The following is a 25,028-nucleotide window of genomic DNA, read 5'->3' as shown; positions in this document are numbered from 1 at the left end:
GCGCCTCCATGCACGGGAACCGAATCGACCGTCCGGGCTGCGGCCCGGGCACAGACGTGAGCATCCGTCCGGAATGAGCGAACACCTGCGCTTCCCCGCGGAATGGGAGCCCCAGTCCGCGATCCTGATCGCGTGGCCGACCGAAGACACCGACTGGGCCGCGCGCCTGGGCGAGGTCGAGGATACCTACATCGCGCTGGTCGCCGCGATCACGCGTTTCGAACCGGTCGTGATCTGCATTCCGGACGAGGACGTGCAGAGCTACGCCTACGTGCGGCTGGCCTCCAACCGGGTCGACATGGATCGGGTGCGCTTCGTCGAGGCCGCCTACGACGACACCTGGCTGCGGGACTCCGGCCCGGTGACGCTGGCGCGGGCCGAGGGCGGGTTCGAGCTGCTGGATTTCCGCTTCACCGGCTGGGGCGGCAAGTTCGAGGCCAGCCGCGACGATCAGCTGGTGGCGCACCTCTCCGGGCTGGGCCTGTTCGCCGATGCCGGGCGCCGGGAGATCGATTTCGCGCTCGAAGGCGGCGCGATCGAAACCGACGGCCGGGGCACGCTGCTGACGACCTGGCGCTGCCTGCACGAGCGCCATCCGGATGCGTCGCGCGAGACCCTGACTGCGCAACTGTCGGACTGGCTGGCCCAGGACCGGGTGCTGTGGCTCGACCACGGCTATCTGGAAGGCGACGACACCGACGCGCATATCGACACCCTCGCCCGCTTCGCGCCGGACGATGCGATCGTGTTTCAGGCCTGCGACGATCCCGCCGATCCGCACCACGCCGAGCTGCAGGCGATGGCCGACGACATCGCCGCGCTGCGCACCCGCGGCGGCGCGCCGTACCGGCTGTTCCCGCTGCCGTGGGCGCAGCCGATCCATGACGGCGGACGCCGGCTCGCCGCGAGCTACGCGAACTACCTGGTCATCAACGGTGCGTTGCTGATGCCGGCCTACGGCGACCCCGCCGACGACGCCGCGGCCGCGGTCCTCGCCCGGGCCCATCCCGGCCGCGAGATCGTGCAGGTGCCCTGCCGTCCGCTGATCTGGCAGAACGGCAGCCTGCACTGCATCACCATGCAACTGCCCCGGGGCAGCGTCGCCGCATAGGCCGGCCCCGCCCCGGACCGGCGGCGTCGCAGCCTGAACCCCGCACCCATCGCCTCCACGCGGCGGCTCGAGAGCCGCCCTACAATCCCGTCATGAAGAAAACCACACTTCCGGTCGCCCTGATCCAGGAGCGCGCCGTCATCGACCAGGGCGCCGGCAATGCCGACGCCAACCTGTCGGTCATCGAGGCCCGCGTCGCAGAGGCCGCGGCCCGCGGCGCGAAACTGGTGCTGCTGCAGGAACTGCACAACGGCGCCTATTTCTGCCAGCACGAATCGGTCGACGAGTTCGACCTGGCCGAGCCGATCCCGGGTCCGAGCACCGAACGGTTGGCGCAACTGGCCCGGAAGCACGGGGTCGTCGTCGTCAGCTCGCTGTTCGAGCGCCGCGCGGCCGGCCTGTACCACAACACCGGCGTCGTCTTCGACGCCGACGGCAGCACCGCGGGCAAATACCGCAAGATGCACATCCCCGACGATCCGGGGTTCTACGAGAAGTTCTACTTCACCCCGGGCGACATCGGCTTCAAGCCGATCGACACCTCGGTCGGCCGGCTCGGCCTGCTGGTGTGCTGGGACCAGTGGTACCCCGAAGCCGCGCGGCTGATGGCGCTGGCCGGCGCCGACCTGCTGCTCTACCCGACAGCGATCGGCTGGGACCCGGCCGACGCCGACGACGAGAAGCGCCGGCAGCGCGACGCCTGGATCCTCAGCCATCGCGGACACGCGGTCGCCAACGGCCTGCCGGTGCTGTCGTGCAACCGGGTCGGCCACGAGCCTTCCCCGCTCGGCGCCTCCGGCATCGACTTCTGGGGCAACAGCCACGTACTGGGGCCACAGGGCGAGTTCCTGGCCGAAGCCGGCGGCGAGCCGACGATCCTCAGCTGCGAGGTCGACCTGGGCCGCAGCGAGCACGTGCGGCGGATCTGGCCGTTCCTGCGCGACCGCCGCATCGATGCCTACGGCGACCTGCTCAAGCGCTACATCGACTGAGCATGGAGATCCGGGTCCGCGATGCGGTCGATGCCGACTTCGACGCGATCACCGCGCTGTACGCGCACGAGGTCGCGCACGACGTGGCGACCTATGAGTACGACGCGCCCGATGCCGTGGAGATGCGCCGGCGCTGGCAAGCCGTGCGCGACGCCGGCTGCCCATGGCTGGTCGCCGAATCCGACGGCCGCTTCGCCGGCTACGCCTACGCGGGCGGCTACCGCAGCCGCATCGGCTATCGCTGGACCGTCGAAAGCACGGTCTACGTCGTCCATGCGCTGCACGGGCACGGCATCGGCCGCCTGTTGATGCAGCACCTGATCGACGACTGCACCCGGCGCGACTTCCGGCAGATGGTCGCGGTGATCGGCGAGCCGGCCAACGCGCCCTCCGTGCGGCTGCATGAACGCCTGGGCTTCACCACGATCGGCATCTTCCCCGGACTCGGCCGCAAGCACGGGCGCTGGCTCGACACGCTGCAGATGCAGCGGGCGCTGGGCGATGGCGCCGGATCCCCGCCGGATGACGAACCGGCTGCGGCAGCGGTCGCCGGCGCTACCGAGGAACGGCCGACCGGCGGTCGTTGACCGATTGGAACGAGCGTGCTTTTATTGGACGCATGCCGACGTCACCCTCTGCCAGCAAGGGCGCCACCACGCGCGAGGCCATCCTCGACCGCGCCTATGCGCTGGCCTGCGTCCATGGCCTCGAGGGGTTGACCATCGGTAGCCTCGCCGGACAGGTCGGCATGTCCAAGAGCGGTGTGTTCGCGCACTTCGGTTCGCGCGAGGACCTGCAACTGGCCGTGCTCGACCATGCCGGCCAGCGGTTCGTCGGGCAGGTGATGCTGCCGGCGCTGAAGGCGCGCCGCGGGTTGCCGCGACTGCGTGCGATCTTCTCGGCCTGGCTCGACTGGGTGCGCCACGACGAGGACGGCGGTTGCCTGTTCCTGGCCGCGGCCAGCGAATACGACGACCGTCCCGGCCCCCAGCGCGACCGCCTGGTCGCCCATGAGACCCGCTGGCGCCAGGAACTCGCGCGCGCGATCGGCCTGGCCATCGACAGCGGCGAACTGCTGCCGGGCACCGATCCGGAACAGGTCGCGTTCGAGATCTACGGCCTGATGCTCGCCGTGCACCACGATGCCGGACTGTTCGGTTACGAGGCCTCGGCGGAGCGTGCCCGGACCGCCTTCGCACGCCTGATCGACGCCGCCTCCCGCGCCCACCCGGGCTGAAATTCCCCCCTGCAGAGGTTCGCCATGCCCGTCTTGCGCCCCGAAATTAGCACGAACGTTCGGATATTTTCAGGAATGACATTGTTGCGCACCCGCTTCCGCATCGGAGGCCTGTTCAGGCCGCAGGCCACGGTGCGGCGTGCCTACGACCTGTTCGCGACGCCCCTGCCCTCGAGCCGTATCCGTGCCGTCCAGGCATCCGCATCCGGCCATGGCGCCGCCGAATCGGAATTCGGACACGGCGGCGAGCGCATCCGGACCTATGCTTGGGGCGACCCGCAGCGGCAGCCCTACGTCCTCCTCGCCCACGGCTGGTCCAGCCACGGCACGCGTTTCGCCGGATGGGCCAGGCGACTGCAGGACGCCGGATACGCGGCCGTCGCCTTCGACCAGCCCGCCCACGGCCACAGCTCCGGCCGGCGCGGCAACCTGCCGGTGTTCGCCGACACCCTGCTGGCGGTCGGGGAGCGTTTCGGCCCCGCCGCCGCGCTGGTCGGCCATTCGCTGGGCGGCGCCGCGGCCGCGCTGGCGCTGGCGCGCGGACTTGCCGCACGGCGCGCGGTGCTGATCGCGCCGGCGGCCGATCCCGTGGATGCGTCGTTCCGGTTCGCGCGCCACGTCGGCCTGCCCGCGCACCTGTGCCGGCAGATGCTGGCGTTGTTCGAGCGCCGCACCGGCGTCGCGCTTCGGGATCTGCAGGCACAGCACGCGGTACCAGGCATCGGACGACCGGCGCTGATCGTGCACGATCTCGAGGACCGCGAGGTGCCATGGGGCGAAGGGGAACGCTACGCCCGCTTCTGGACGCAGGCGCGCCTGCTGACCACGCGCGGACTCGGACACAACCGCATCCTCGACGACGAGGCGGTGATCGTCGCCAGCCTGCGCTTCCTGGCCGGACAGGACGTGGGCGCGCGCATCGTCTCCTCGCCCGACCTGCCACGCGGCTTCGCCTGAACGCATGGCCTGCCGTCGCTTTGCCGGCGGCAGGCCGGAGCGATTATCCTGCGCGGCCATCATCGGCGATCGCGGCATGCGCGCCTGAAGCCGGAGCGGCACGACTTCGCCCGCGGCCGCCCGTATCCCGCCTGTCCAACCTCCTTCACGGGATACCATGACCGAATCCGCGATTCCCCTCTGGCAGAACCAGCCGCACGCGATCGTCGAGCGCGACGGCGTCCGTTACACCCTGCTGGGCACGGCGCACATCTCCAGGACCAGCGTCGACGCGGTCGAGGACGCGATCCAGAGCGGTGACTTCGACACCGTCGCGGTGGAACTGGACGCGCAGCGGCTGCAGGCGCTCAGCGATCCCGACGCGCTGGCCAAGCTCAACCTGGTCGACGTGATCCGCAAGGGCCGGGTCGCGCTGTTCGCGGCCAACCTGGCGCTTGCGGCCTACCAGCGCCGGCTGGCCGAACAGCTCGGCATCGAGCCGGGCGCCGAGCTCAAGCGCGCGGTGGCGCTGGCCAACGAGCGCGGCCTGGCGCTTGAACTGATCGACCGCGACGTCGGCCTGACCTTCAAGCGCGCCTCCGGCCGTCTGGGCTTCTTCGGCCGGCTCAAGCTCGGCGGCAACCTGCTCGGCGGCCTGCTGACCACCGAGGAGATGGGCGAGGACGAGATCGAGAAGCTCAAGCAGGGCGACATGCTCGAGTCCAGCTTCGGCGAGTTCGCGCAGGGCAGCCCCGCGCTGTACGAGTGCGTGATCGCCGAGCGCGACCGCTACATGGCCGCGCGCCTGCGCGAGGTGCCCGACGGCGCCAGGGAAGTGCTGGCGGTCGTCGGCGCCGGGCATCTGGCCGGGCTGGCCCGGCACCTGCAGGAAGACGTGGAGGCACCGGGCGAACTGCGCGAGCAGCTGGAATTCGTCGTTGCCAGGAGCCGCTTCCCGTGGGTCACCACCCTGCTGATGGTGCTGATCCTCGGTGCGATCACCTGGGGCTTCTGGCAGGGCGGCGCCGCGGTGGGCGCGCAACTGCTCGGGCAGTGGGTGTTCTACACCGCCGGCTTCGCCGCGCTGGGCACGATCTGCGCCGCAGGCCACCCGTTGAGCGTGCTGGCGTCCGCGATCGCCGCCCCGCTGAAACCCTTCCGGCCGCCGGGCGTGTCGCCGGGACTGTTCAGTGCGCTGGTCGAAGTGCAGATGCGCAAGCCGGCCTACGGCGATTTCCTGTCGCTGCGCGACGACGCGCAGACGTTCAAGGGCTGGTACCGCAACCGGGTGTCGCGGACGATCCTCAACTTCATCCTGACCAACATCGGCTCCAGCGCCGGCGTGTGGATCGCCGGGTTGCGGATCTTCGGCAAGCTGTTCAACTGACCGCGCGCAACCGCGGGCGACGGCCCGAGGCGCCGCGATCGGGCCGTCGCAATCCGGGCTACTGCGCGGGCTGCGTGCCCGTTTCCGTGCTCATCGAGAACGGGCGCGCGGCCGGAGCGGTGGCCCAGTCGCGGTTGGGTTCGGCCTGCATGCGGAAGCGCAGTTCGCCACCGGCCATCAGCGCCTCGTGGCGCAGCACGCCGCGCTCCAGCGGCGCACCGTCGAGGGTGACCTCGCCGATGTAGGGATGGGCGTCGTCCAACCCCTCTACCGTGATCGAGAAACGGTTGCCGTTGGGCAGATCGAGCGTCGCCGATTCCACGAACGGGCGGCCGATGACGTACTCGTTGCTGCCCGGCGCCACCGGGTAGAAGCCCAGCGCGGTGAACAGCAGCCAGGCCGACATCTGGCCGAGATCGTCGTTGCCGACCAGGCCGTCGGGCGTCGGCGCGTATTGCGTGTCGACGATCTGCTTCAGGCGCTCCTGGGTGCGCCAGGGCTGGCCGGCATAGGAATAGAGATAGGCCACGTGGTGGCTGGGCTCGTTGCCGTGCGCGTACTGGCCGATCAGGCCGGAGATGTCCTCCATGTGGTCGAAGATCGCCGGATCGACATCGGCCTCGAAGATCTCGTCGAGGCGGTCGACCATCGCCTGGTCGCCGCCCATCAGCCCGATCAGCCCGGCGACGTCCTGCGGTACGAACCACGACGACTGCCAGGCATTGCCTTCGGTGTAGTCGGTGCCGTAGCCCGAGGCGTTGGGATCGAAGGGCTCGCGGAAGCTGCCATCGGCGTTCTTCGCGCGCGAGAAACCGGTCACGGGATCGAAGATGTTGCGGTAGTTCTGCGCGCGCGCCTCGTAGCGCTCGGCGATCGCGTCCTCGCCGAGCACGCGCGCGGCGCGGCTCAGCGCCCAGTCGTCGTAGGCGTACTCGAGGGTCTTCGACGCGCCCTCGCCCTCTCGGTCGATCGGCACGTAGCCGAGCCGCATGTAGTCACCCAGCCCTCCGTAGGGCGCGTACTCGGCGCTGGCGGTCATCGCCGCCATGGCCCGCTCGGTGGAAAAGCCACCGATGCCCTTGACGATGGCGTCGGAGATCACCGGCACCGCGTGGTAGCCGATCATGCACCACGTCTCTAGGCCGTGGAACGACCACACCGGCAGGATGCCGTAGGGGCTGTGCTCGCGCGCGGCGATCAGCGAGTTGACGAAATCGGCATTGCGCTGCTCGGGCTGGACGATGGTCAGCAGCGGGTGCAGGGCGCGGAACGTGTCCCACAGCGAGAACGTCGAGTGAAAGGTGAAGCCGTCGGCCTGGTGCACCGCGTTGTCGGATCCGCGGTAGCGGCCGTCGGCGTCCATCGCCAGGCTCGGCGCCTGCAAGGCGTGGTAGAGCGCGGTGTAGAGGTTGCGGCGCATGTCCTCCGAAGCCTCGATCTGCAGCATTCCCAGCGCCTCGGTCCAGGTGGTCTGTGCCTGTGCACGGGTCGCGTCGAAATCCCAGCCCGGCATGTCGGCATCGAGGTTGCCGACCGCGCCGTCCTCGCTGACGGTGGAGATGGCCACTTTCACCAGCAGGGGCCGGTCCTGCAGGTCGCCGAAATCGAACACCGCGGCCAGGTCGCGGCCCTCGATCTGCGCGCGGGCACCCGGGTCGCCGCTGGCCGGGGTGGCGAAGCCCTTGTACTCGCTGGGCGGGTCCTCGCGGTTGTGCAGTGCGTGCGCGGCCGGCGCCTCGGAGAAGCGCATCGCGAAGTACAGCTGCCGGCCCGGTGCCCAGCCGCGGGTCTCGCGGAAACCGGTCACGGTGCCGTCCGGGCGCACACGGATGCGCGACCACAGCACCTTGCCGTCGTAGTCGTAGATGCTGTGGCGCAGGTCCAGCAACACGTGCGCCGGCCTGTCTTTCGGGAACGTGTAGCGGTGCAGGCCGACCCGCGGGTTGACCGTGAGCTCGGCGCGGATGTCGTAGTCGTCCAGCGTCACCGCGTAATAGCCGGGACGCGCCTGTTCGCGGTCGTGGCTGAAGGCGGAGCGGTAGCCGGGGCCGGTCTTGTTGCCGGCCTCGTCGATGTCGCCGGGGCGCAGTTCGACGTCGCCGGCGATCGGCATCAACAGCACGTCGCCGAGATCGGAGTGGCCGCTGCCCGAGAAATGCGTGTGCGAGAAACCGACGATGCTGCGGTCGCCATGGCGGTAGCCCGCGGCCCAGTCGTAGCTCTTGCGGAAATGCGCGGTGCGCGTGTCCGGGCTCAGCTGGATCATGCCGAACGGCACCGTCGCCCCCGGGAAGGTATGGCCTTCCCCGCCGGTGCCGACCATCGGGTCGGCGGCGGCATAGGCCGCTTCCCCGGAACGCGCATGGGCGACGAGCGGCAGCGCGGCGGCGAGCGCGAGTGCGCACAGCGCCAGGGACGCCGTGCTGCGCGGCGACGTGGACGGAACGGACATGTGGCGACTCCCGGTTTGAATCGATTCAAATCGGAACGCTAGCACACTGCGACCAGCGCGCATGCTGCGCTGCACGATTGCTGGAATCCGGTGCAGCAGGCACGATTCGCGCTCGTTTGAATCGATTCAAATCAATGCCCCAGCGCAGCCCCAGCCGGCGCCGCATCACCCTTGCCGACATCGCCCAGGCCTGCGGCGTGTCGCGCGCGACCGTGTCGCTGGTGCTCAGCGGCAGTCCCATGGTCGGTGCGGCCACGCGGACCCGGGTCGAGGCGGAAATCCGTCGCCAGGGCTACGTCTACAACCGCGGCGCGGCCAACCTGCGGCGCAACACCTCCAGCAGCGTGGCGCTGGTGGTCAACGACCTGTCGAATCCGTTCTTCGCCGAGTTCGCGGCCGGCGTCGACGAGGCGCTTGCCGATGCCGGCTGCGTGATGCTGCTGGGCAGCACCGGCGAGTCGGTCGAGCGCCAGCGCGCCGTGCTGGCCTCGCTGGTCGAGCACGGTCCGGCCGGGCTGATCCTGTCGCCGGCCGAAGGCACATCGCTGGACGACCTGCGCCAGGCGGTCGGCCTGCACACGCCACTGCTGCTGTTCAACCGCGACGTCGACGGCGCCGACTGCGACTTCCTCGGCACCGACAACGTCGAGGGCGCGCGGCTGGCCACCGCGCAGCTGATCGCGCGCGGGCATACCCGCATCGCCTTCTACGGTGGGCATGCGGGCTCGAGTTCGTGCCGGCAGCGCCGGGAAGGCTATGCCCGGGCGCTGGCCGATGCGGGGCTTGCGGCCGAACCGCGCTGGCGGATCGAATGCGCGCCGACCCGGCTGCAGGCCGCAGCCCAGGCCGGTGCGCTGTTCGCGCGCGATCCGGCGCCGACCGCGGCGGTCTGCTACAACGACGCGGTCGCGCTCGGCCTGATGCTCGGCCTGGCGGCCCGTGGCCTGCGCGCCGGCGATGATTTCGCGGTCACCGGTTTCGACGACATTCCCGAAGCTGCCGTCAGCGTGCCGCCGCTGACCACCGTCGCCACCGACCCGCGCGCCCGTGGCCGCCAGGCCGCGACGATGGTGCTGGCGCGCGCGCGCGTTCCCGATGCGCCGCCGGCGCGCGTCGTCCACCCCGTGCAACTGGCGGTCCGCGCCAGCAGCGCATCCCCGCCACCGCCTCCCAGCGCCCCGCCGACGAGCCCGCCGACGCCATGACCCGATCCGACACCACCCACGGCCGCGCGCTGGCGATCGCCACCACCGTGTTCTTCATGTGGGGCCTGCTGACCAGCCTCAACGACATCCTGATCCCGCATTTCCAGACCGTGTTCGCGTTGAACTACACGATCTCGCTGCTGGTGCAGTCGGCGTTCTTCGGCGCGTACTTCGTGATGTCGGTACCGGCCGGCTGGCTGATCGGGCGCGTGGGCTACCAGCGCGGCATGGCGGCCGGCCTGGTGGTGGCCGGCATCGGCGCGCTGATGTTCTGGCCCGCCGCCGCGCTGCCGTCGTACCCGCTGTTCCTCGCCGCCCTGTTCGTGCTGGCCTCGGGCATCACCACGCTGCAGGTCGCGGCCAATCCCTATGTCGGCCTGCTCGGGCCGGTGCGGCTGGCATCGAGCCGGCTGAACCTGGCGCAGGCGATGAACTCGCTGGGCCACACCATCGGCCCGAAGCTGGGCGCGATGCTGATCTTCGGCGGCGTCGCGCTGGGCGCGGCGGAGCTGGCGCAGTTGCCGCCGGCCGAGGCGCTGGACTACCAGCATGCGCAGGCGCGCGCGCTGCAGCTGCCCTACCTCGGGCTGGCCGTGGTGCTGTTCGCGCTCGGCGCGATCATGTTCCGCCTGCGCCTGCCCGGACTGATGGACCGCAGCCCGGAAGCGGTGGCCGCGCGCCCGCGCCTGGCCGAACTGGCCGCGCATCCGGGCCTGCGCTACGCGGTGCTGGCGATCTTCGTCTACGTCGGCGTCGAGGTCGCGATCGGCAGCCTGCTGATCAACTACCTCGGCCTGCCGCATGTCGCAGGGCTCGGCCACGACGCGGCCGCGACCTACGTGACCTACTACTGGGGCGGCGCGATGGTCGGCCGCTTCATCGGCTTCGCGCTGCTGCGGGTGATCGCGCCGGAACGGCTGCTGGGCACGTTCGCGGTCGCGGCGATGGCGCTGGTGCTGGTGTCGGTGGCGTCCGGCGGCCAGGTCGCGCTGTGGAGCATGGTCGCGGTGGGCCTGTTCAACTCGGTGATGTTCCCGACCATCTTCTCGCTCGGCATCCGCGGCATGGGCAGCGCCACCAGCACCGCGTCGAGCCTGCTGGTGATGGCGATCGTCGGCGGTGCGCTGATCCCGTTGGCGCAGGGCGCGCTGGCGGACATCTTCGGGCTGCGCTGGTCATTCCTGCTGCCGGCGGCGGGCTATCTGTACATCCTGTTCTTCGGCTTCGTCGGCAGCCGCCGCGGCGCGGCGCTGGAGGTGGCGCGATGAGCGCTGCGGTGGTGTGTTTCGGCGAGGCGCTGATCGACTTCCTGGCCGCACCCGAGCTGCCCGGCGCGCCGCATGCGTTCCTGCGCAACGCCGGCGGCGCGCCGGCCAACGTCGCCGTCGCCACCGCGCGCCTGGGCGGCACGGCGCGGTTCGTCGGCATGCTCGGCCAGGACCTGTTCGGCGATTTCCTCCACGACGAACTGCGCGCCGCCGGCGTCGATACCGCCGGCGTGCACCGCACCGGTGCGGCCAATACCGCGCTGGCCTTCGTCAAGCTCGACCCCGGCGGCGAGCGCAGCTTCAGCTTCTACCGCTCGCCGTCCGCCGACCTGCTGTTCACCCCGGCGCACTTCAGCGAGGCGGATTTCACCGGCTGCGCGGCGTTCCACGTGTGCTCGAACAGCTTGACCGGCGAACCATCCGCCAGCGCGACGCTGGCCGGCATGCGCCTGGCGCGCACGCACGGGGCGCTGGTCAGCATGGACCTGAACCTGCGCCCCGCGCTGTGGGATGCCGGCGCGGACATCGCCGCGCGCGTATGGCCGGCCCTGTGCGAGGCCGACCTGGTCAAGCTCAGCCGCCCGGAACTGGACTGGCTGGCGGCGGGCAGCGGCGGCGAGGCCGCCGTGCTCGCGCGCCTGTTCGCCGCGCACGCGCGCCTGGTCGTGGTCACCGACGGGCCCGCGCCGCTGCACTGGCACGCGCCCGGCATGCACGGCGAGCACCCGGTGCACGCGGTCACCGCGCGCGACACCACAGGCGCCGGCGATGCCTTCGTCGCCGGCCTGCTGCATGGCCTGGTCGAACGCGGCATCGGCGCCGCCGCGCTGGACGCGCTGGTCCACGACCCCGACACGCTCGCCGCAACGCTGTCGTTCGCCGCCGGCTGCGGCGCGCTCGCCACCCAGCGCCACGGCGCATTCGCGGCAATGCCCACGCGCGCCGACATCGACGCCCACCTGGAGTGCCGCGCATGAGCCATCCCCTCCTTCCCGCCCGGCCGCTGCCCGATTTCCGCGATGCCGGCGTCCTGCGCCAGCACATCGCCGACACGCTGGCCTTCTACCTGCCCAACGCGATCGACCCCGAGGGCGGCTGCTTCCATTACTTCCGCGACGACGGCAGCGTTTACGACCGCGAGCACCGGCACCTGGTCAGCAGCACGCGCTTCGTCTTCAACTTCGCGCTGGCCGCGCGCGAGTTCGACTCGGATGCCTACCGCGACCTCGCCCGCCATGCGCTGCGCTATTTGCGCAGCCACCATCGCGACCCGGCCACCGGCGGCTACGCGTGGACCCTGCGCGCGCAGGTGCCGGAGGACCGCAGCAACCATGCCTACGGCGTCGGCTTCGTGCTGCTGGCCTGCGCCAGCGCGCTGAAGGCCGGCATCGACGAGGCACGCCCGTACCTCGATGAAACCTGGGCGCTGCTCGAATCGCGCTTCTGGGACGCCGCCGCCGGCCTCTACCGCGACGAGGCCGGCGCCGACTGGGTGTTCTCCGACTACCGCGGCCAGAACGCCAACATGCACCTGTGCGAGGCGCTGATCGCGACTTGGGAGGCCACCGGCGAGCGCCGCTACCTCGACCGCGCCCTGCTGCTGGCCGACCACATGACCCGGCGCCAGGCGGCCAAGGCCGGCGGGCTGGTCTGGGAGCACTACGACCGCGACTGGAACGTCGACTGGGACTACCACCGCGACGATCCCAGGCACCTGTTCCGGCCCTGGGGCTTCCAGCCCGGGCACCAGACCGAATGGGCCAAGCTGCTGCTGTTGCTCGACCGCCATGTCGACGCCGACTGGCTGGTGCCGACCGCGCGCCACCTGTTCGACACCGCCCTCGCCCGCGCCTGGGACGAGGTGCATGGCGGCATCGTCTACGGCTTCGACCCCGATGGCGTGGTCTGCGACGACGACAAGTATTTCTGGGTGCAGGCCGAGAGCCTGGCCGCGGCCGCGCTGCTCCACGCGCGCACCGGCGTGTCGGCCTACGCCGACTGGTACGACCGCATCTGGGCCTACGCCTGGACCCATTTCGTCGACCACGAACACGGCGCCTGGTACCGCATCCTCGACCGCCGCAACCAGCGTTACAGCGACGAGAAGAGCCCGGCCGGCAAGACCGACTACCACACCATGGGCGCCTGCCACGAGGTCCTCAACGTGCTGCGCGGCGACGACGGCATGCGCGTGGACACCGCGCACGGGGCGCGCTCGTGAGGCGCGGGCGGCTGTGCATGCATGAGCCGCGGGGGCGGACGCGGTCGATGCCGCTGCTCGCGGCCACGCTGGCGCTTGCCGGAGTCGCCGGCGCCGGCCACGTCCATGCGCAGGACTTCCGCACCTCGTTCGAACCCGGCGAGGCCGCGCCCGCCGCGCCGGCGCAGTCGCTGCGTCTGACGGTCGGAAACGGACCGGACGCACCCTACGCGGCCAGGGCCGGCGTCGGCTACAGCGGCCTGCACGCGCTGCGCTTCGAGGCCGGCGCCGCCGCGCGCACGCGGCTGTTCGACGTGGACATCCCGGTCGAGGCCGACACCACGCTGTCGTGGCTGGTATTGCCGGAGATCGTCGACGGCGACACCACCGCCTCCACCCATGTCTCGCTGGACCTGCTGCTGGACGACGGCAGCCGGCTGTCGGCGCTGGCGGCGCGCGACCAGCACGGCGCCCGCCTCGGCGCCGCCGCGCAGGGCGGGTCGAACACGCTGTACCCGCAGCAGTGGGCACGCAAGGCGGTGCGTGTCGGCGACGTCGACGGGCTGCGCGGCCGCCGCATCGTCGCCATCGAACTGGAGGCCGCGCCGCCCGGCGCCGTGCCCGCGCGTGGCTGGCTCGACGACATCGCGATCGCCAGCGTGCCGCGTGCCGGCCATCGCCGTCCCTCGGACTGGGTGCTGACCACCCGCGGTACCCAGTCCAACGGCCGTTTCTCGCGCGGCAACAACTTTCCCGCGACCGCGCTGCCGCACGGCTTCAACTTCTGGACGCCGGTGACCGACGCCGGCGCGCTGAACTGGCTGTACCGCTGGAGCGAGCACAACGACGCCGGCAACCGCCCGCAACTACAGGCACTGGCGCTGAGCCACCAGACCAGCCCGTGGATGGGCGACCGCCAGACCTTCCAGGTGATGCCGTCGGACACGCGCGGGGTGCCGGAAAGCGACCGGACCGCCCGCGCCCTCGCGTTCTCGCGCGACAACGAACTGGCCCGTCCCCACCACTACCGGGTGGCGTTCGACAACGGCATCGTCGCCGAGGTCGCGCCGACCGACCATGCCGCGCTCTTCCGGTTTGCGTTTCCCGCCGGGGGCGACGCCAACCTGCTGTTCGACAACGTCGACGCGCGCGGTGGCCTGGTGCTGGACGCGCAGGCGCAGACCCTCAGCGGTTTCACCGACGTGCGCAGCGGGCTGTCGACCGGCGCGACGCGGATGTTCGTGGTCGCGCGCTTCGACCGCCCGTGGCGGGCCAGCGGCACGCTGGAAACGGGCCGCCCCACCGGTTACGTCAAGTTCGACGCCGGCGACGCGGGCATCGTGCAGATGCGCATCGCGACCTCGCTGATCTCGGTCGAGCAGGCCTGGCACAACCTCGCGCTGGAGCTGGGCGAGGGCCCGGACGCGGCGGCGCCGGACTTCGACGCGGTGCGCGAACGCGCGCAGGCGGCCTGGGACGGGAAGCTCGGCATCGTCGAGGTCGAGGGCGCCAGCGACGACCAGCGCACCACGCTGTATTCCAACCTCTACCGCCTGTTCCTGTATCCGAACTCCGGCCACGAGAATGCCGGCACCGCCGAGGCACCGGACTGGCGCTATGCCAGCCAGAATTCCTGGTCCAACGACAACGCCGAAGGCAACCCGCTGCGCAGCTTCGCGCCGGTCCGCGACGGCCGCGTCTACGTCAACAACGGCTTCTGGGACACCTTCCGCACCACCTGGCCGGCCTATGCGCTGCTGACGCCGGATACCGCCGGCGAACTCGTCCAGGGTTTCCTCGAGCAGTACCGCGCCGGCGGCTGGGTGGCGCGCTGGTCCTCGCCCGGCTACGCCAACCTGATGGTCGGCACCAGCTCCGATGTCGCCTTCGCCGATGCCTGGCTCAAGGGCGTCGACGGCTTCGATCCCGAAGAGGCCTATGCCGCTGCGCTGAAGAACGCCACCGTGGTGCCGCCCAGCGACAACGTCGGGCGCAAGGGCCTGGCCCGCTCCAGTTTCCGCGGCTATGCCGACACCAGCGTGCACGAAGGCATGTCGTGGACGCTGGAAGGCGCGCTCAACGATTTCGGCATCGCCAACATGGCCCAGCGGCTGGCGACGCAGGCGGATTCGCCCGCCGCGCGGCGCCGCTATGCGGACGAGGCGGCGTACTTCCGCCAGCGCGCCGCCGGCTACGTGCACCTGTTCGATCCGGCGGTTGGGTTCTTCCAGGGCCGCGACTCCGACGGCGGATGGCGGCTGGACGCCGCCGGATTCGATCCGCGCGTCTGGGGCCACGACTACACCGAGGCCAATGCCTGGACCTTCGCCTTCACCGCCGCGCACGATGGCCAGGGGCTCGCCAACCTCTACGGCGGACGCGACGCGCTGGCGGCGAAACTCGATGCCTTCTTCGCCACTCCGGAAACCGCCGACCCGGCGTTCGCGGGCTCCTACGGCGGCGTCATCCACGAGATGACCGAGGCGCGCGACGTGCGCATGGGCATGTACGCACACAGCAACCAGCCCGCGCACCACATTCCGTGGCTGTACCTGCACGCCGGCCAGCCGTGGAAGACCCAGCGCATCACCCGTGAGGTACTGCAGCGCCTGTACCTGGGCAGCGAGATCGGCCAGGGCTATCCCGGCGACGAGGACAACGGCGAGATGTCGGCCTGGTACCTGTTCGCCGCGCTGGGACTGTACCCGCTGCGCATGGGCGCGCCCGAGTACGTGATCGGCGCGCCGTTGTTCGAGCGCGCCACCGTGCACCTGGGCGGCGGCAGGACGCTGGTGGTCAACGCGCCGGGCAATACGCCCGAAAACGTCTACGTGCAGTCGCTGCAGGTCGACGGACGCGACTGGGACCGTCCGTGGATCCGGCATGCCGACATCGCCGGCGGCGCCGTGCTCGACTTCCGGCTCGGCGATACGCCGTCGGACTGGGGCAGTGACGCCGATGCGCTGCCGCCGTCGCTGACCGGAGGCGACACGGCACCACGGCCGTGGGTCGACCTGCTTGCGCCACCGCGTGCCCGTGCAGGCACGCACGACGGCAGCGCGGCGAATGCCCTGCTCGACGACGACGCCACCACCACGCTGCAACTGGTCGGAGAGGCCCGCGCGCTCACGCTCGACGCCGGGCGCCGCATCACGCCGCTGGCCTACACCCTGACCTCGGGCGCCGCACCGATTGCCGCGACCGGCTGGGTGCTGGAGGCGATGGACGGGTCCGGTGCATGGATCGAACTCGACCGGCGCAGCGACGAGGCATTCCGCTGGCCGCGGCAGACCCGGCCGTTCCGCATCGACGCGCCGTCGGGCCACGACCGTTTCCGCATCCGCTTCGACGGCAACGGCCGCCTGCAGCTCGCCGAGATCGAACTGCTGGGCGCGCCCGAGACCGCCCCCGTTTCCCTGTCTCCACGGAGATCCCCGCAATGACCCTCGTCCGCCGCGCCCCGCTGCTGGCCGCCCTGCTCGCCGCCACCGCCGCCCTGTCTGCCACCGCAATGCTCCCTGCCGCGGCGCGCGACAGCACCGTGGTCCGCGACGGCGTCACCCTGCACTTCGTCGATGCCGGCGACGCACTCGACGCGGCCACCCAGGACGCGATCATCGAGACCTTCTTCGCCACCTATCCACGCCAGGCGGCCGACTTCAATGCCGGTGCCCCGGACACGGTCCGCATCACCATCGACCCGGGCTACGACGGCGTCGCCTTCGTCGACGACGCCGCGATGACGATCAATCCCGGCTGGCTCGCGGAACACCCGCGCGACATCGACCTGGTCACCCACGAAGCCATGCATATCGTGCAGGCCTACGGCCGCGGCGAGACGCCGGGCTGGCTGGTCGAGGGCATCGCCGACTGGGCGCGCGACGCCTATGGTCTGGACAACGCCGCCGGCGGCTGGGCATTGCCGACCGGCATCGCGCCCGACCACCGCTACGACAGCGGCTACCGCGTCACCGGCGCGTTCCTGAAATGGGCCGAGGGCCGGCACCCGGGCCTGGTCCGCGGGCTGGATGCATCGCTGCGAGCGCAGCGCTACACCCCGGCGACGTGGACCGCGCTGACCGGGCGCGATGTCGACGCGCTGTGGGCGCAGTACGTCGCGGCGCGCGCGGCGGAATAGCTGCCACTACGAGCGGCTCCACACGAAGGACGGGGCTTGACCCGCCATCGTGTCGACCGGCATGGCGGGTCAGGACCGGTCCTGTCCAGGCATCCTGTCAGCTGCAGAGGTCGTTCCCCCGGTTGGGAAAAGAGCCACAAAAGCCGGTCGAGACCGGCCCCGGGCTTCTCCATCGGAGACCGGGGCCTGCGTCGCTTCAGGCATCTGCCGTGCCGGCCTCCGCGGTCGCCGGTGCCGACGGCAATCCCCTTGCCCGCCGGATCATGCGCACGGTGCCGTGGCGCAGGTCGTCGAGGATCGCGTAGATCGTCGGCAGGAACAGCAGGCTGACCACGGTCGAGAACGCCAGGCCGCCGGCGACCGCGCGCGCCATCGGCGAGTAGGCCAGGCCGCCGAGCACCACGGTGTCGCTGAGCGAGATCGGGATCATCGCCAGGATCGCGGTGCCCATGGTCATCAGGATCGGACGCAGGCGTTCGCGGCTGCCCTCGACCAGCGCCTCGAGCCGCGGCATGCCGCGCCGGCGCAGGTTGTTGATGTGCTCGACCATGATGATGCCGTTGTTCACCACCACGCCCATCAGCACCAGGATGCCGATGAAGGCCATCACCGTGAACGCGGTGCCGGTGATCCAGAACAGCCAGAACACGCCGAAGATCGAGAACACCACGCAGCTCATGATCGCCGCCGGGAACAGCAGCGATTCGAACACCGCGGCCATCACCACGTAGATCATGATCACCGCGATCAGCAGGTTGAACATCATCTGCCGCACCGCCTCGGCGTCGTCCTCGAAGCCGCTGCCGCTGAAGCTGTAGCCGTAGCCGGGCGGAAAGCTCACGGCCTCGAGCGTGTCCTCGATCGCCTTGCGCGCCTGCGGCATCGTCGTCTCGCCGGCCAGGTTGGCCTGCAGGGTCACCGAGGTCTGGCGGTCGAAGCGGGTGATCCGGGTCGCGGCCGGCACCACCTCCATGTTGACCAGGCTCATCAGCGGCACGCTGCGGCCGTCGGGCGTGCGCACCATGAACCCGGCGATGTCGGCCTCGCTGAACTGCTCGGCCCCGGCGAAGCGCACCCACACCGGCACCTCGTCGTCGCCGCGGCGGAACTCGCGCAGCTGGCTGCCGCGCAGCGCCAGGCCGAGGAAGCTCGATACCTGCTCGGCGCTGAAGCCGAACGCGGCCGCGCGCTCGCGGTCCACGCTGATGGTCAGCTCCTGGTTGAGGTCGCCGGCCTCCACCCGCACGTCGCGCAGCGCGGGGTTGGCTGCCAGCACCGGCAGCACGCCGTCGGCCAGCTCGCGCAGCACCTGGGTCGAATCGCCGACCAGCCGCACCTGCACGCCCTGTCCACCGCTCTGCCCGCCGCCCTGGTTGCCGCCACCGCCGATGCCGATGTCGGCGCGCGCCGATTTCGGCAGTTCCGCGCTGATCGCCTCGCTCAACGGCTTGGTGTCGCCGACCGCGTCGTCGAAGGTCACGATCGTGCCCGAGTCGTTGCCCTCGCCGAACCACGAATACAGCTGGCGGATGCGGAAGCGCTCGCGGTTGGCGTCGAGGAATGCCTCGACCCGGCGCACCTCGTCGGAGCGCTGCTGCAGGTTGTAGCTGCCCTTCCACTGGTAGTAGACGGTGATCTCCTTGCCGCCGCCACCGTCGCCGAACATGTCGAACTTGGTGCCCGTCATCGGCACGAAGCTCACCGCGACGATCAGCACGATGCCGAGCACGCTCCAGCCGCGGTGCTGCAGCGTCCAGCGCAGCAGCCGCGCGTAGCGGCGCTGCATGCGCGGGATCAGGCCGTTGGGGCGGACCACCGCCGGCGGCGTCTTCATCCGCGCCGACATCATCGGGATCAGGCTCACCGCGACCAGCCACGAGGCCAGCAGCGACACCGAGATGGTGATCGCCAGCTGCGACATGAAGATGCTGATCTGGTTGGTCTCGCCCAGCAGGTTGGGCACGAACACGATGCAGTGGCACAGCGTGCCCGCCGACAGCGCGATCGCCACGTTGCGCGTGCCCACCACCGACGCCAGCCACGGCTGGTCGGGCATGCGCTCGCGTTCCTGGTAGATGCTCTCCACCACCACCACCGCGTTGTCGACCAGCATGCCGACCGCCAGCAGCAGCCCCATCAGCGACAGCACGTTGAGGGTGACGCCGAAGAAATGCATGAACCCGAGGGTGATGATGAAGCAGATCGGGATCGCCAGCGTCACCATCAGCGTCGACGGCCAGTGGCGCAGGAAGAAGTACAGCACGATGATCGACAGCACCAGGCCGATCGCGCCGGCCTCGACCAGCTCCAGCAACGACGAGGTCACCTCCTCGCCCATGTTCTGGGTGATCTTGACGTCGATGTCCTCCAGCCCCGGCTCGCTGCGCGCGGCCTCGACCTCGGCCAGCACGGTGCGCGAGACGTCGACCAGGTTGGCGTCGCGCTCCTTGTAGATCTCCAGCCCGACCGCCGCGCGGCCGTCGAGCCGGCGGCCGTAGTCCATGCGCTGCGGCTTGAAGCGCACCTCGGCCAGGTCGCCCAGGCGCAGGCCCTGGCGGTTGAGCACCAGTTCGCGCAGCTCGTGCAGGTCGGTGATCTCGCCGATCGGCTGCACCCGCAGGCGCTGGCCGCCGTCGAGGATCTGCCCGGCCGAGACCGAGAAGTTCACCGCGCGCAGCCGCGTCGCCAGTTCGTTGAGCTCGACGCCGTGCGCGGTCAGGCGGTCCGGATCGACCGCAATCTCGACCTCGTTGGGCGGCGCGCCGCTGATCTCCACCCGGGCCACGCCGGGCACGCGCTCGAGCCGGCGCTTGAGCTGACGGTCGATCAGCTCGTAACTGCCGGTCAGGTCGATGTTGCCGGCCAGCCGCAGCCGCAGCACCGGCTCGTCGCTGCTCGACCACTTGAACACGAAGTAGCGGCGGAAGTCGTCGGGCAGGTCGCCGCGGATCGCGTCGATGCGCTCGCGCGCCTCCGAGGCCGCGATCGAGATGTCCCGGTCCCAGTCGCTGAACTCGAGGAACACGCCGGCGCCGTCGGCATTCGCCTGGCCGCGCATGCGCTTGATGCCGGTCATCGTCGCCAGCGCCTCCTCGGCCGGGCGCAGCAGGTTCTGCTCGGCCTCGGCCGGCGTCGAGCCGGCGTAGGGCAGCTGCACGAACAGGAACGGCGCGGAGATGTCGGGCAGCGCCTCCAGCGGCAGGCGCACCGCGGCGATCAGGCCGATGACCACCATCGACACGAAGCACATGATGGTCGTGACCGGGCGCCGCAGGCTGAGTTCGGCGATGCTCATCGCGCCGCGGCCTCTGCGGTGGCGGCGTCGCCTTCGACGATGCCGCGCGCACGGCGGCCGCGCTCGGCGTACCAGGCGTCGGACTTGCGGTCCAGCAGGTCGTAGACCACCGGGATCACCAGCAGCGTCAGCAGCGTCGACACCGCCAATCCGCCCATGACCGTGATCGCCATCGGCGAGCGCACCTCGGCGCCCTCGCCGAAGGCCAGCGCCAGCGGCAGGAAGCCGAACAGCGTCGACAGCGTGGTCATGACGATCGGCCGCAGGCGCGTGCGTGCGCCCTCGACCAGCGCCTCGCGCTTGGCCATGCCGGCCTCGCGCAGCTGGTTGACCTTGTCGATGAGGATGATCGCGTTCTTGACCACCAGCCCGACCATCAGGATCAGGCCGATGAAGGCGACCACCGAGATCGTGTTGCCGGTGATGAACAGGCCGAGGATCGCGCCGACCATCGCCAGCGGCACCGTGAACAGGATCACGAACGGATGCAGCAGCGACTCGAACTGCGAGGCCATCACCAGGTAGACGAGGAAGATCGCCAGCGCGAACGCCAGCAGCAGCGAGCGCATCGACTCGCCCAGCTCCTCGCCCTGGCCGCCGATGTGCAGGCCGACGTCGGCGCCGAGCGGGTTGGCCGCGACCATCCGCTGCACCTCGTCGACCGCGGTGCCCAGGTCGATGCCGCGCAGGTTGGCCGAGACCACCGCCACGCGCACCTGGTCGGCACGGTGGATCTCGCTGGGGCCGGTGGTGGCGACGACGTCGGCCACCGAGTCGAGCCGCACCGCGCTGCCGCTACCCGGATTGACGATGAGGTTGCGGATGCGGTCGACCGAGTCGCGCTCGCTCTCCTGCGCGCGCACCAGCACGTCGATCTTGCGGTCGCGGAAGTTGTAGCGGGTGGCGACCTCGCCGCGCACCGCGCGCACCACCGCGTCGGCGATCTGGCGGGTGGTCAGGCCCAGCGCGCCGGCGCGTTCCTGGTCGAACACGATCTGGATCTCGGGAAAGCCCTGCTCCACCGTGCTCTTGACGTCCGCGTAGTTGGGGTTGGCGCGCAGCAGCTCGGCCATGCGCTGGCCGGCGCGGGCCAGGCTGTCGAGGTCCTGGCCGCGCAGTTCGATCTCCAGCGGCGAGGAGAAGCTGAACAGCGCCGGGCGGCTGAAATCGACCGAAACGCCCGGGTATTTGCGCATCGTCGCGCGCAGCCGCTCGGTCTGCTCGGCCTCGAACTGGCGGCTGCCGCCGCCGCTCATGACGATGCTGAGCTTGCCGATGTTCTCGCCGCTCTCGGTCGGGTTGGCGTCGAGCCGGGTGCCGCTGCCGCTGACGCCGAACAGCAGTTCGACGCCGTCGTCGTCGTCGTGCGCCAGCTGCACTTCACGGATGATGCGGTCGGTCTCGCGCAGCGGCGTGCCGGGCGGCAGCCGGGCGGTCATCTCGAAGCGGTCCTGGGCCAGCTGCGGGATCAGGTCGGTGCCCAGCAGCGGCACCAGGAACAGGCTGGCGACGAAGATCGCCGTGGCCGTGCCCAGCACCAGCCATGGCCGCGCCAGCGCGGCCGGCAACAGCCGCAGGTAGCCGCGCTCGGCGCGGTCGTAAGGCGCCATCGCGGCATCGCTGGCCCGGCCCATGACCGCACCGGTGCCGCGCGAGAGCACGCGCCAGATCCGCACGAACGCCCAGGCGATGCCCAGCAGCACGCCGCGCAGCGCGGCGCCGATGCCGCGGCCGGTCGCCGCGAACGGCTTCTGCCAGCGGCTTTGCGGACGCCATTGCGGGTGCGGCGCCTCTTCCGGGAACGACATCGGCGGCCGGCCCTTGAGCGCGGACAGCATCGGGATCAGGGTCACCGCGACCACCAGCGACACCGCGACCGCGATCGCCACCGTCAGCGCCTGGTCGCGGAACAGCTGCCCGGCGATGCCCTCGACGAACACCAGCGGCAGGAACACCGCGATGATGGTCAGCGTCGATGCGAACACCGCCATGCCGACCTCGCGGGTGCCGCTGATCGCCGCCTCGAGAATGCCCAGGCCCCGCTCGCGCGCCTTGGCGATGCTCTCCAGCACCACGATCGAATCGTCGACCACCAGGCCGGTGGCCAGCGCCAGGCCGCTGAGCGACATCACGTTCAGGCTCAGGCCCAGGCGGTCCATGAAGAAGAACGTGGTGACGATCGAGATCGGCAGCGACAGGCCGACGACCAGCGTGCTCCAGCCGCTGCGCAGGAACAGGAAGATGATCAGGATCGCCAGCGAGCCGCCGATCACCGCGTCGAGCTTGACGTCGGCGATCGCCGCGCGGATGAACTTCGACTGGTCGTCGACGACGGTCAGGGTCATGTCGCCCGGCAGTTCCCCGCGGATCGCCTGCAGCCGCGCCTGCACGGCGTCGGCGGTCGACACGGTGTTGGCGTCGCCCTCCTTGTAGATCGCCAGCTCCACCGCCTCCTTGCCGCCGAGGCGGATGATGCTCTCGCGCTCCTTGAAGCCCTGGCGCACGGTGGCGATGTCGCGCAGGCGGATCGCGCGGCCGCCGGCCACGCTGTCGCCACCACCCGACGATGCGCTCTGCACCGAGGCCGCCGCCGCCAGCACCGCCTGCGAGCCGCTGGCCGCGGCGATCGCCGCCATCTGCTGCGCCGCACTGGCAGCCGCGTTGTCGCCACCGGCCTGGGTGGACACCAGCATCTCGCCGATCTGCTCGATGCTGGCGAACTGGTTGACCGTGCGCACCAGGTAGCGCTGCGTGCCCTGGTCGAGGCGGCCGCCGGACAGGTTGATGTTCTCCTGCTGCAGGCGCTGGATCACGTTCTCGACCGGCAGGCCGATGCGCGCCAGCTGCTCGAGGTCCAGTTCGACCTGCACCTCGTCCTCGAAGCCGCCGCCGACCTTGACCGCGGCCACGCCGACCACCGGTTCGAGCTTCTTCTTCAGGTCGTCGTCGGCATAGCGGCGCAGGCGGGTGAGCTCGGTCACCGCGTCGCGCTCGCCGCTGCCGGTCAGCGCCAGGCGCAGGATCGGCTCGGTCGAGGGGTTGAAGCGCAGCAGCACCGGCGGCGTGACCTCCAGCGGCAGCGTCAGCGTCTCCAGCTTGTCGCGGACCTCGAGGCTGGCCTTGTCCATGTCGGTGCCCCAGGCGAACTCCAGCACCACGTCGCTCTGCCCGGTGCGCGAGATCGAGCGCAGCTTGCGCACGCCCTTGACCACGCCGACGGCCTCCTCGACCGGCTCGCTGACCAGGGTCTCGATCTCCGACGGCGCCGCGCCGGTGTATTCGGTGCGCACCGTCAGCGTCGGATAGCTGAGGTCCGGCAGCAGGTTGACCTTGAGGTTGCCCAGCGCGATCAGGCCGAACAGCATCAGGCTGATCGCGACCATCGCCACGGTCACCCGCCGGCGGGTGGAGAACTCGACCAGGTCGAAACGACCTGCCGGGGCCGCGTGCGGATCCACGCCGGCACCGTCGTGCGGGGCGCCGGCCATTACTGCGCGCCGTCGCTGCTGGCGTCGGCCGCGTCGGCGTCAGGCGCAGGTTCGGGCGCCTCGCCGATGACCTGCACCGGGCTGCCTTCGCGCAGTGCGACCTTGCCCGCGGTCACCACCGGCTCGCCCTCGGACAGGCCGTCGCGGACCTCGATCAGGTTGCCGTCGATGTAGCCCAGGGTCACCGGCACGCGCACCGCCTTGCCATCGCGCACGGTGTAGACCGCGGCCGTGTCGTCGTCCTCGAGCAGCGCGCTGCGCGGGATCACCAGCGCGGCGGCGCGCTGGTCGTAGTCGATGCGGATGCGGCCGAACATGCCGGCGCGCAGCATGTCGCTGCCCTCGAAGGCGCAGACCACGCGGAACGTGCCGCTGCCCGAGTCGACCACCGGCGACACGCGCTCGACCACGCCATCGAAGGTCTCGCCCGGCAGCGCATCGACCTGCAGCCGCACCGGCTGGCCGCGCTTGAGCACCCGCAGCTCGCGCTCGGGCACGTTGAGCGTGGCCTCGATGCGCGAATTGTCGACGATGCTGAAGATCGGTGTGTTGATCTGCACGAAGTTGCCGGTACGGATCATGCGCTGCGAGATCACGCCGGAGATCGGCGCGGTCACCGTGGTGTACGACAGTTCCAGCTGCGCCATCTCGTACTGCGCGCGGGCGTTGTCGAGGTCGAACTTGATCTGGTCCAGGTCGTTTGCGCTGATCATCTGCTGGCCGACCAGCTGCTGCGCGCGGCGGTAGCTGTTCTCCAGCTTGCCCATCGTCGCGCGCGACTGCTGCACCGCCAGCCGCGGGCGGTCCGGGTCCAGGCGCAGCAGCGGCTGGCCGGCGCGTACCGCGTCGCCCTCCTCGACCAGCACCTCGAGCGCGATGCCCGAGGTCTTGGCGATCACGTCGGCGCCGCGCGGCACCTCCAGCGACGCGCTGCCGGCGTAGCTGGCCGCCACGCTGCGACGGGTCACGGCTTCGGTTTCGACCGGGATCGCGGCCGGCGCATCGTCGCCGGGCTTGGCCTGGGCCCTGTCGCCGCCGCAGGCGGCCATGCCGAGGACGATCGCCAGCAATGCGGTACCGGCAACGAGGCGTCCGATGGACGCGGAAGAACGCTGTGTCGACATGTTGATGAGTGAACCCCTGCGGTGTTGTAGCAAGGTACATCACCAAAGCAATCGGACTCATGCCCCATTGGTCATGGTGCCGCCGGATTTCCGGACTCGCCGGGGTTGGGTTGCGCCGGGAACCGCAGGCTATACTCCGGCCGTCGCACGCCATCCCACGGGGCAAGGCGACACGGCAACACGCACACCCAGAAC

Annotated in this window: 16 protein-coding genes; 12 read left to right on the top strand and 4 right to left on the bottom strand. The window is 70.7% G+C overall.

What is annotated here, in order from left to right:
- Positions 1–73: 73 nt before the first annotated feature.
- From LDO26_RS01895 to LDO26_RS01870, 6 genes are all read left to right on the top strand, one after another.
- Positions 74–1,111 carry an agmatine deiminase family protein gene (locus LDO26_RS01895; protein WP_232129367.1) on the top strand — a complete coding sequence of 346 codons (1,038 nt, stop codon included), beginning with the start codon at positions 74–76 and terminating at the stop codon, positions 1,109–1,111.
- A 92-nt stretch (positions 1,112–1,203) separates the two neighbouring features.
- Positions 1,204–2,103: a carbon-nitrogen hydrolase gene (locus tag LDO26_RS01890; protein ID WP_232129366.1), complete on the top strand. Its 900-nt coding sequence runs from the start codon at positions 1,204–1,206 to the stop codon at positions 2,101–2,103.
- A gap of 2 nt (positions 2,104–2,105) precedes the next feature.
- The gene (locus LDO26_RS01885; RefSeq protein WP_232129365.1) at positions 2,106–2,690 is read left to right on the top strand and encodes a GNAT family N-acetyltransferase; all 585 of its coding nucleotides are present in this window, start codon (positions 2,106–2,108) and stop codon (positions 2,688–2,690) included.
- 32 nt (positions 2,691–2,722) lie between these two features.
- Positions 2,723–3,340 carry a TetR/AcrR family transcriptional regulator gene (locus LDO26_RS01880; protein ID WP_232129364.1) on the top strand — a complete coding sequence of 206 codons (618 nt, stop codon included), beginning with the start codon at positions 2,723–2,725 and terminating at the stop codon, positions 3,338–3,340.
- Between the two features lie 75 nt (positions 3,341–3,415).
- Positions 3,416–4,297 carry an alpha/beta hydrolase gene (locus LDO26_RS01875; RefSeq protein ID WP_232129363.1) on the top strand — a complete coding sequence of 294 codons (882 nt, stop codon included), beginning with the start codon at positions 3,416–3,418 and terminating at the stop codon, positions 4,295–4,297.
- Positions 4,298–4,454: 157 nt separating this feature from the next.
- Entirely contained in the window at positions 4,455–5,663 is a 1,209-nt protein-coding gene (locus LDO26_RS01870; protein WP_232129362.1) for a TraB/GumN family protein, read from the top strand.
- A 58-nt stretch (positions 5,664–5,721) separates the two neighbouring features.
- On the opposite strand, the gene LDO26_RS01865 is transcribed toward LDO26_RS01870, so the two are convergent.
- Positions 5,722–8,115 (bottom strand): GH92 family glycosyl hydrolase, encoded by a 2,394-nt coding sequence (locus LDO26_RS01865; protein ID WP_232129361.1) that lies wholly within the window; start codon positions 8,113–8,115, stop codon positions 5,722–5,724.
- 134 nt (positions 8,116–8,249) lie between these two features.
- On the opposite strand from LDO26_RS01865, the gene LDO26_RS01860 reads away from it, so the two are divergent.
- From LDO26_RS01860 to LDO26_RS01835, 6 genes are read left to right on the top strand one after another with little or no spacing between them, the layout of a single operon-like run.
- The gene (locus LDO26_RS01860; protein ID WP_232129360.1) at positions 8,250–9,320 is read left to right on the top strand and encodes a LacI family DNA-binding transcriptional regulator; all 1,071 of its coding nucleotides are present in this window, start codon (positions 8,250–8,252) and stop codon (positions 9,318–9,320) included.
- Positions 9,317–10,588, top strand: coding sequence for a sugar MFS transporter (locus tag LDO26_RS01855; protein WP_232129359.1), 1,272 nt, complete (start codon positions 9,317–9,319; stop codon positions 10,586–10,588). The genes LDO26_RS01860 and LDO26_RS01855 overlap by 4 nt, the downstream gene beginning before the upstream one ends.
- On the top strand, positions 10,585–11,565 hold the full coding sequence (locus LDO26_RS01850) for a carbohydrate kinase family protein (protein WP_232129358.1): 981 nt from the start codon (positions 10,585–10,587) through the stop codon (positions 11,563–11,565). Before LDO26_RS01855 ends, LDO26_RS01850 begins: the two co-directional genes overlap by 4 nt.
- Positions 11,562–12,809, top strand: a complete 1,248-nt coding sequence (locus tag LDO26_RS01845; RefSeq protein ID WP_232129357.1) for an AGE family epimerase/isomerase — start codon at positions 11,562–11,564, stop codon at positions 12,807–12,809. Before LDO26_RS01850 ends, LDO26_RS01845 begins: the two co-directional genes overlap by 4 nt.
- A 47-nt stretch (positions 12,810–12,856) precedes the next feature.
- Positions 12,857–16,231 carry a GH92 family glycosyl hydrolase gene (locus tag LDO26_RS01840; RefSeq protein WP_232129356.1) on the top strand — a complete coding sequence of 1,125 codons (3,375 nt, stop codon included), beginning with the start codon at positions 12,857–12,859 and terminating at the stop codon, positions 16,229–16,231.
- Complete coding sequence (locus tag LDO26_RS01835; protein ID WP_232129355.1) at positions 16,228–16,926, top strand: basic secretory protein-like protein; 699 nt, start codon at positions 16,228–16,230, stop codon at positions 16,924–16,926. Before LDO26_RS01840 ends, LDO26_RS01835 begins: the two co-directional genes overlap by 4 nt.
- Before the next feature lie 196 nt (positions 16,927–17,122).
- Here LDO26_RS01835 and LDO26_RS01830 read toward each other — a convergent pair whose 3' ends face one another.
- The 3 genes from LDO26_RS01830 to LDO26_RS01820 are packed head-to-tail and all read right to left on the bottom strand — an operon-like array spanning position 17,123 to position 24,833.
- Positions 17,123–20,221, bottom strand: a complete 3,099-nt coding sequence (locus LDO26_RS01830) for an efflux RND transporter permease subunit (protein ID WP_232129354.1) — start codon at positions 20,219–20,221, stop codon at positions 17,123–17,125.
- Entirely contained in the window at positions 20,218–23,709 is a 3,492-nt protein-coding gene (locus LDO26_RS01825; RefSeq protein ID WP_232129353.1) for an efflux RND transporter permease subunit, read from the bottom strand. The genes LDO26_RS01830 and LDO26_RS01825 overlap by 4 nt, the downstream gene beginning before the upstream one ends.
- Positions 23,709–24,833, bottom strand: a complete 1,125-nt coding sequence (locus LDO26_RS01820; protein WP_232129352.1) for an efflux RND transporter periplasmic adaptor subunit — start codon at positions 24,831–24,833, stop codon at positions 23,709–23,711. The genes LDO26_RS01825 and LDO26_RS01820 overlap by 1 nt, the downstream gene beginning before the upstream one ends.
- Positions 24,834–25,028 lie beyond the last annotated feature (195 nt).

The organism is Proluteimonas luteida (genome assembly GCF_021191695.1).
Lineage (GTDB): Bacteria > Pseudomonadota > Gammaproteobacteria > Xanthomonadales > Xanthomonadaceae > Luteimonas > Luteimonas luteida.
Note: the sequence above shows the minus strand (reverse complement) of the source record. Positions and strands in the feature narration are given on the sequence as shown.

Excerpts from the sequence above, each read along its gene's own strand:
- LDO26_RS01895 (WP_232129367.1), top strand. The coding sequence starts at position 74 with ATGAGCGAACACCTGCGCTTCCCCGCGGAATGGGAGCCCCAGTCCGCG.
- LDO26_RS01890 (WP_232129366.1), top strand. The coding sequence starts at position 1,204 with ATGAAGAAAACCACACTTCCGGTCGCCCTGATCCAGGAGCGCGCCGTC.
- LDO26_RS01885 (WP_232129365.1), top strand. The coding sequence starts at position 2,106 with ATGGAGATCCGGGTCCGCGATGCGGTCGATGCCGACTTCGACGCGATC.
- LDO26_RS01880 (WP_232129364.1), top strand. The coding sequence starts at position 2,723 with ATGCCGACGTCACCCTCTGCCAGCAAGGGCGCCACCACGCGCGAGGCC.
- LDO26_RS01875 (WP_232129363.1), top strand. The coding sequence starts at position 3,416 with ATGACATTGTTGCGCACCCGCTTCCGCATCGGAGGCCTGTTCAGGCCG.
- LDO26_RS01870 (WP_232129362.1), top strand. The coding sequence starts at position 4,455 with ATGACCGAATCCGCGATTCCCCTCTGGCAGAACCAGCCGCACGCGATC.
- LDO26_RS01865 (WP_232129361.1), bottom strand. The coding sequence starts at position 8,115 with ATGTCCGTTCCGTCCACGTCGCCGCGCAGCACGGCGTCCCTGGCGCTG.
- LDO26_RS01860 (WP_232129360.1), top strand. The coding sequence starts at position 8,250 with ATGCCCCAGCGCAGCCCCAGCCGGCGCCGCATCACCCTTGCCGACATC.
- LDO26_RS01855 (WP_232129359.1), top strand. The coding sequence starts at position 9,317 with ATGACCCGATCCGACACCACCCACGGCCGCGCGCTGGCGATCGCCACC.
- LDO26_RS01850 (WP_232129358.1), top strand. The coding sequence starts at position 10,585 with ATGAGCGCTGCGGTGGTGTGTTTCGGCGAGGCGCTGATCGACTTCCTG.
- LDO26_RS01845 (WP_232129357.1), top strand. The coding sequence starts at position 11,562 with ATGAGCCATCCCCTCCTTCCCGCCCGGCCGCTGCCCGATTTCCGCGAT.
- LDO26_RS01840 (WP_232129356.1), top strand. The coding sequence starts at position 12,857 with ATGCCGCTGCTCGCGGCCACGCTGGCGCTTGCCGGAGTCGCCGGCGCC.
- LDO26_RS01835 (WP_232129355.1), top strand. The coding sequence starts at position 16,228 with ATGACCCTCGTCCGCCGCGCCCCGCTGCTGGCCGCCCTGCTCGCCGCC.
- LDO26_RS01830 (WP_232129354.1), bottom strand. The coding sequence starts at position 20,221 with ATGAGCATCGCCGAACTCAGCCTGCGGCGCCCGGTCACGACCATCATG.
- LDO26_RS01825 (WP_232129353.1), bottom strand. The coding sequence starts at position 23,709 with ATGGCCGGCGCCCCGCACGACGGTGCCGGCGTGGATCCGCACGCGGCC.
- LDO26_RS01820 (WP_232129352.1), bottom strand. The coding sequence starts at position 24,833 with ATGTCGACACAGCGTTCTTCCGCGTCCATCGGACGCCTCGTTGCCGGT.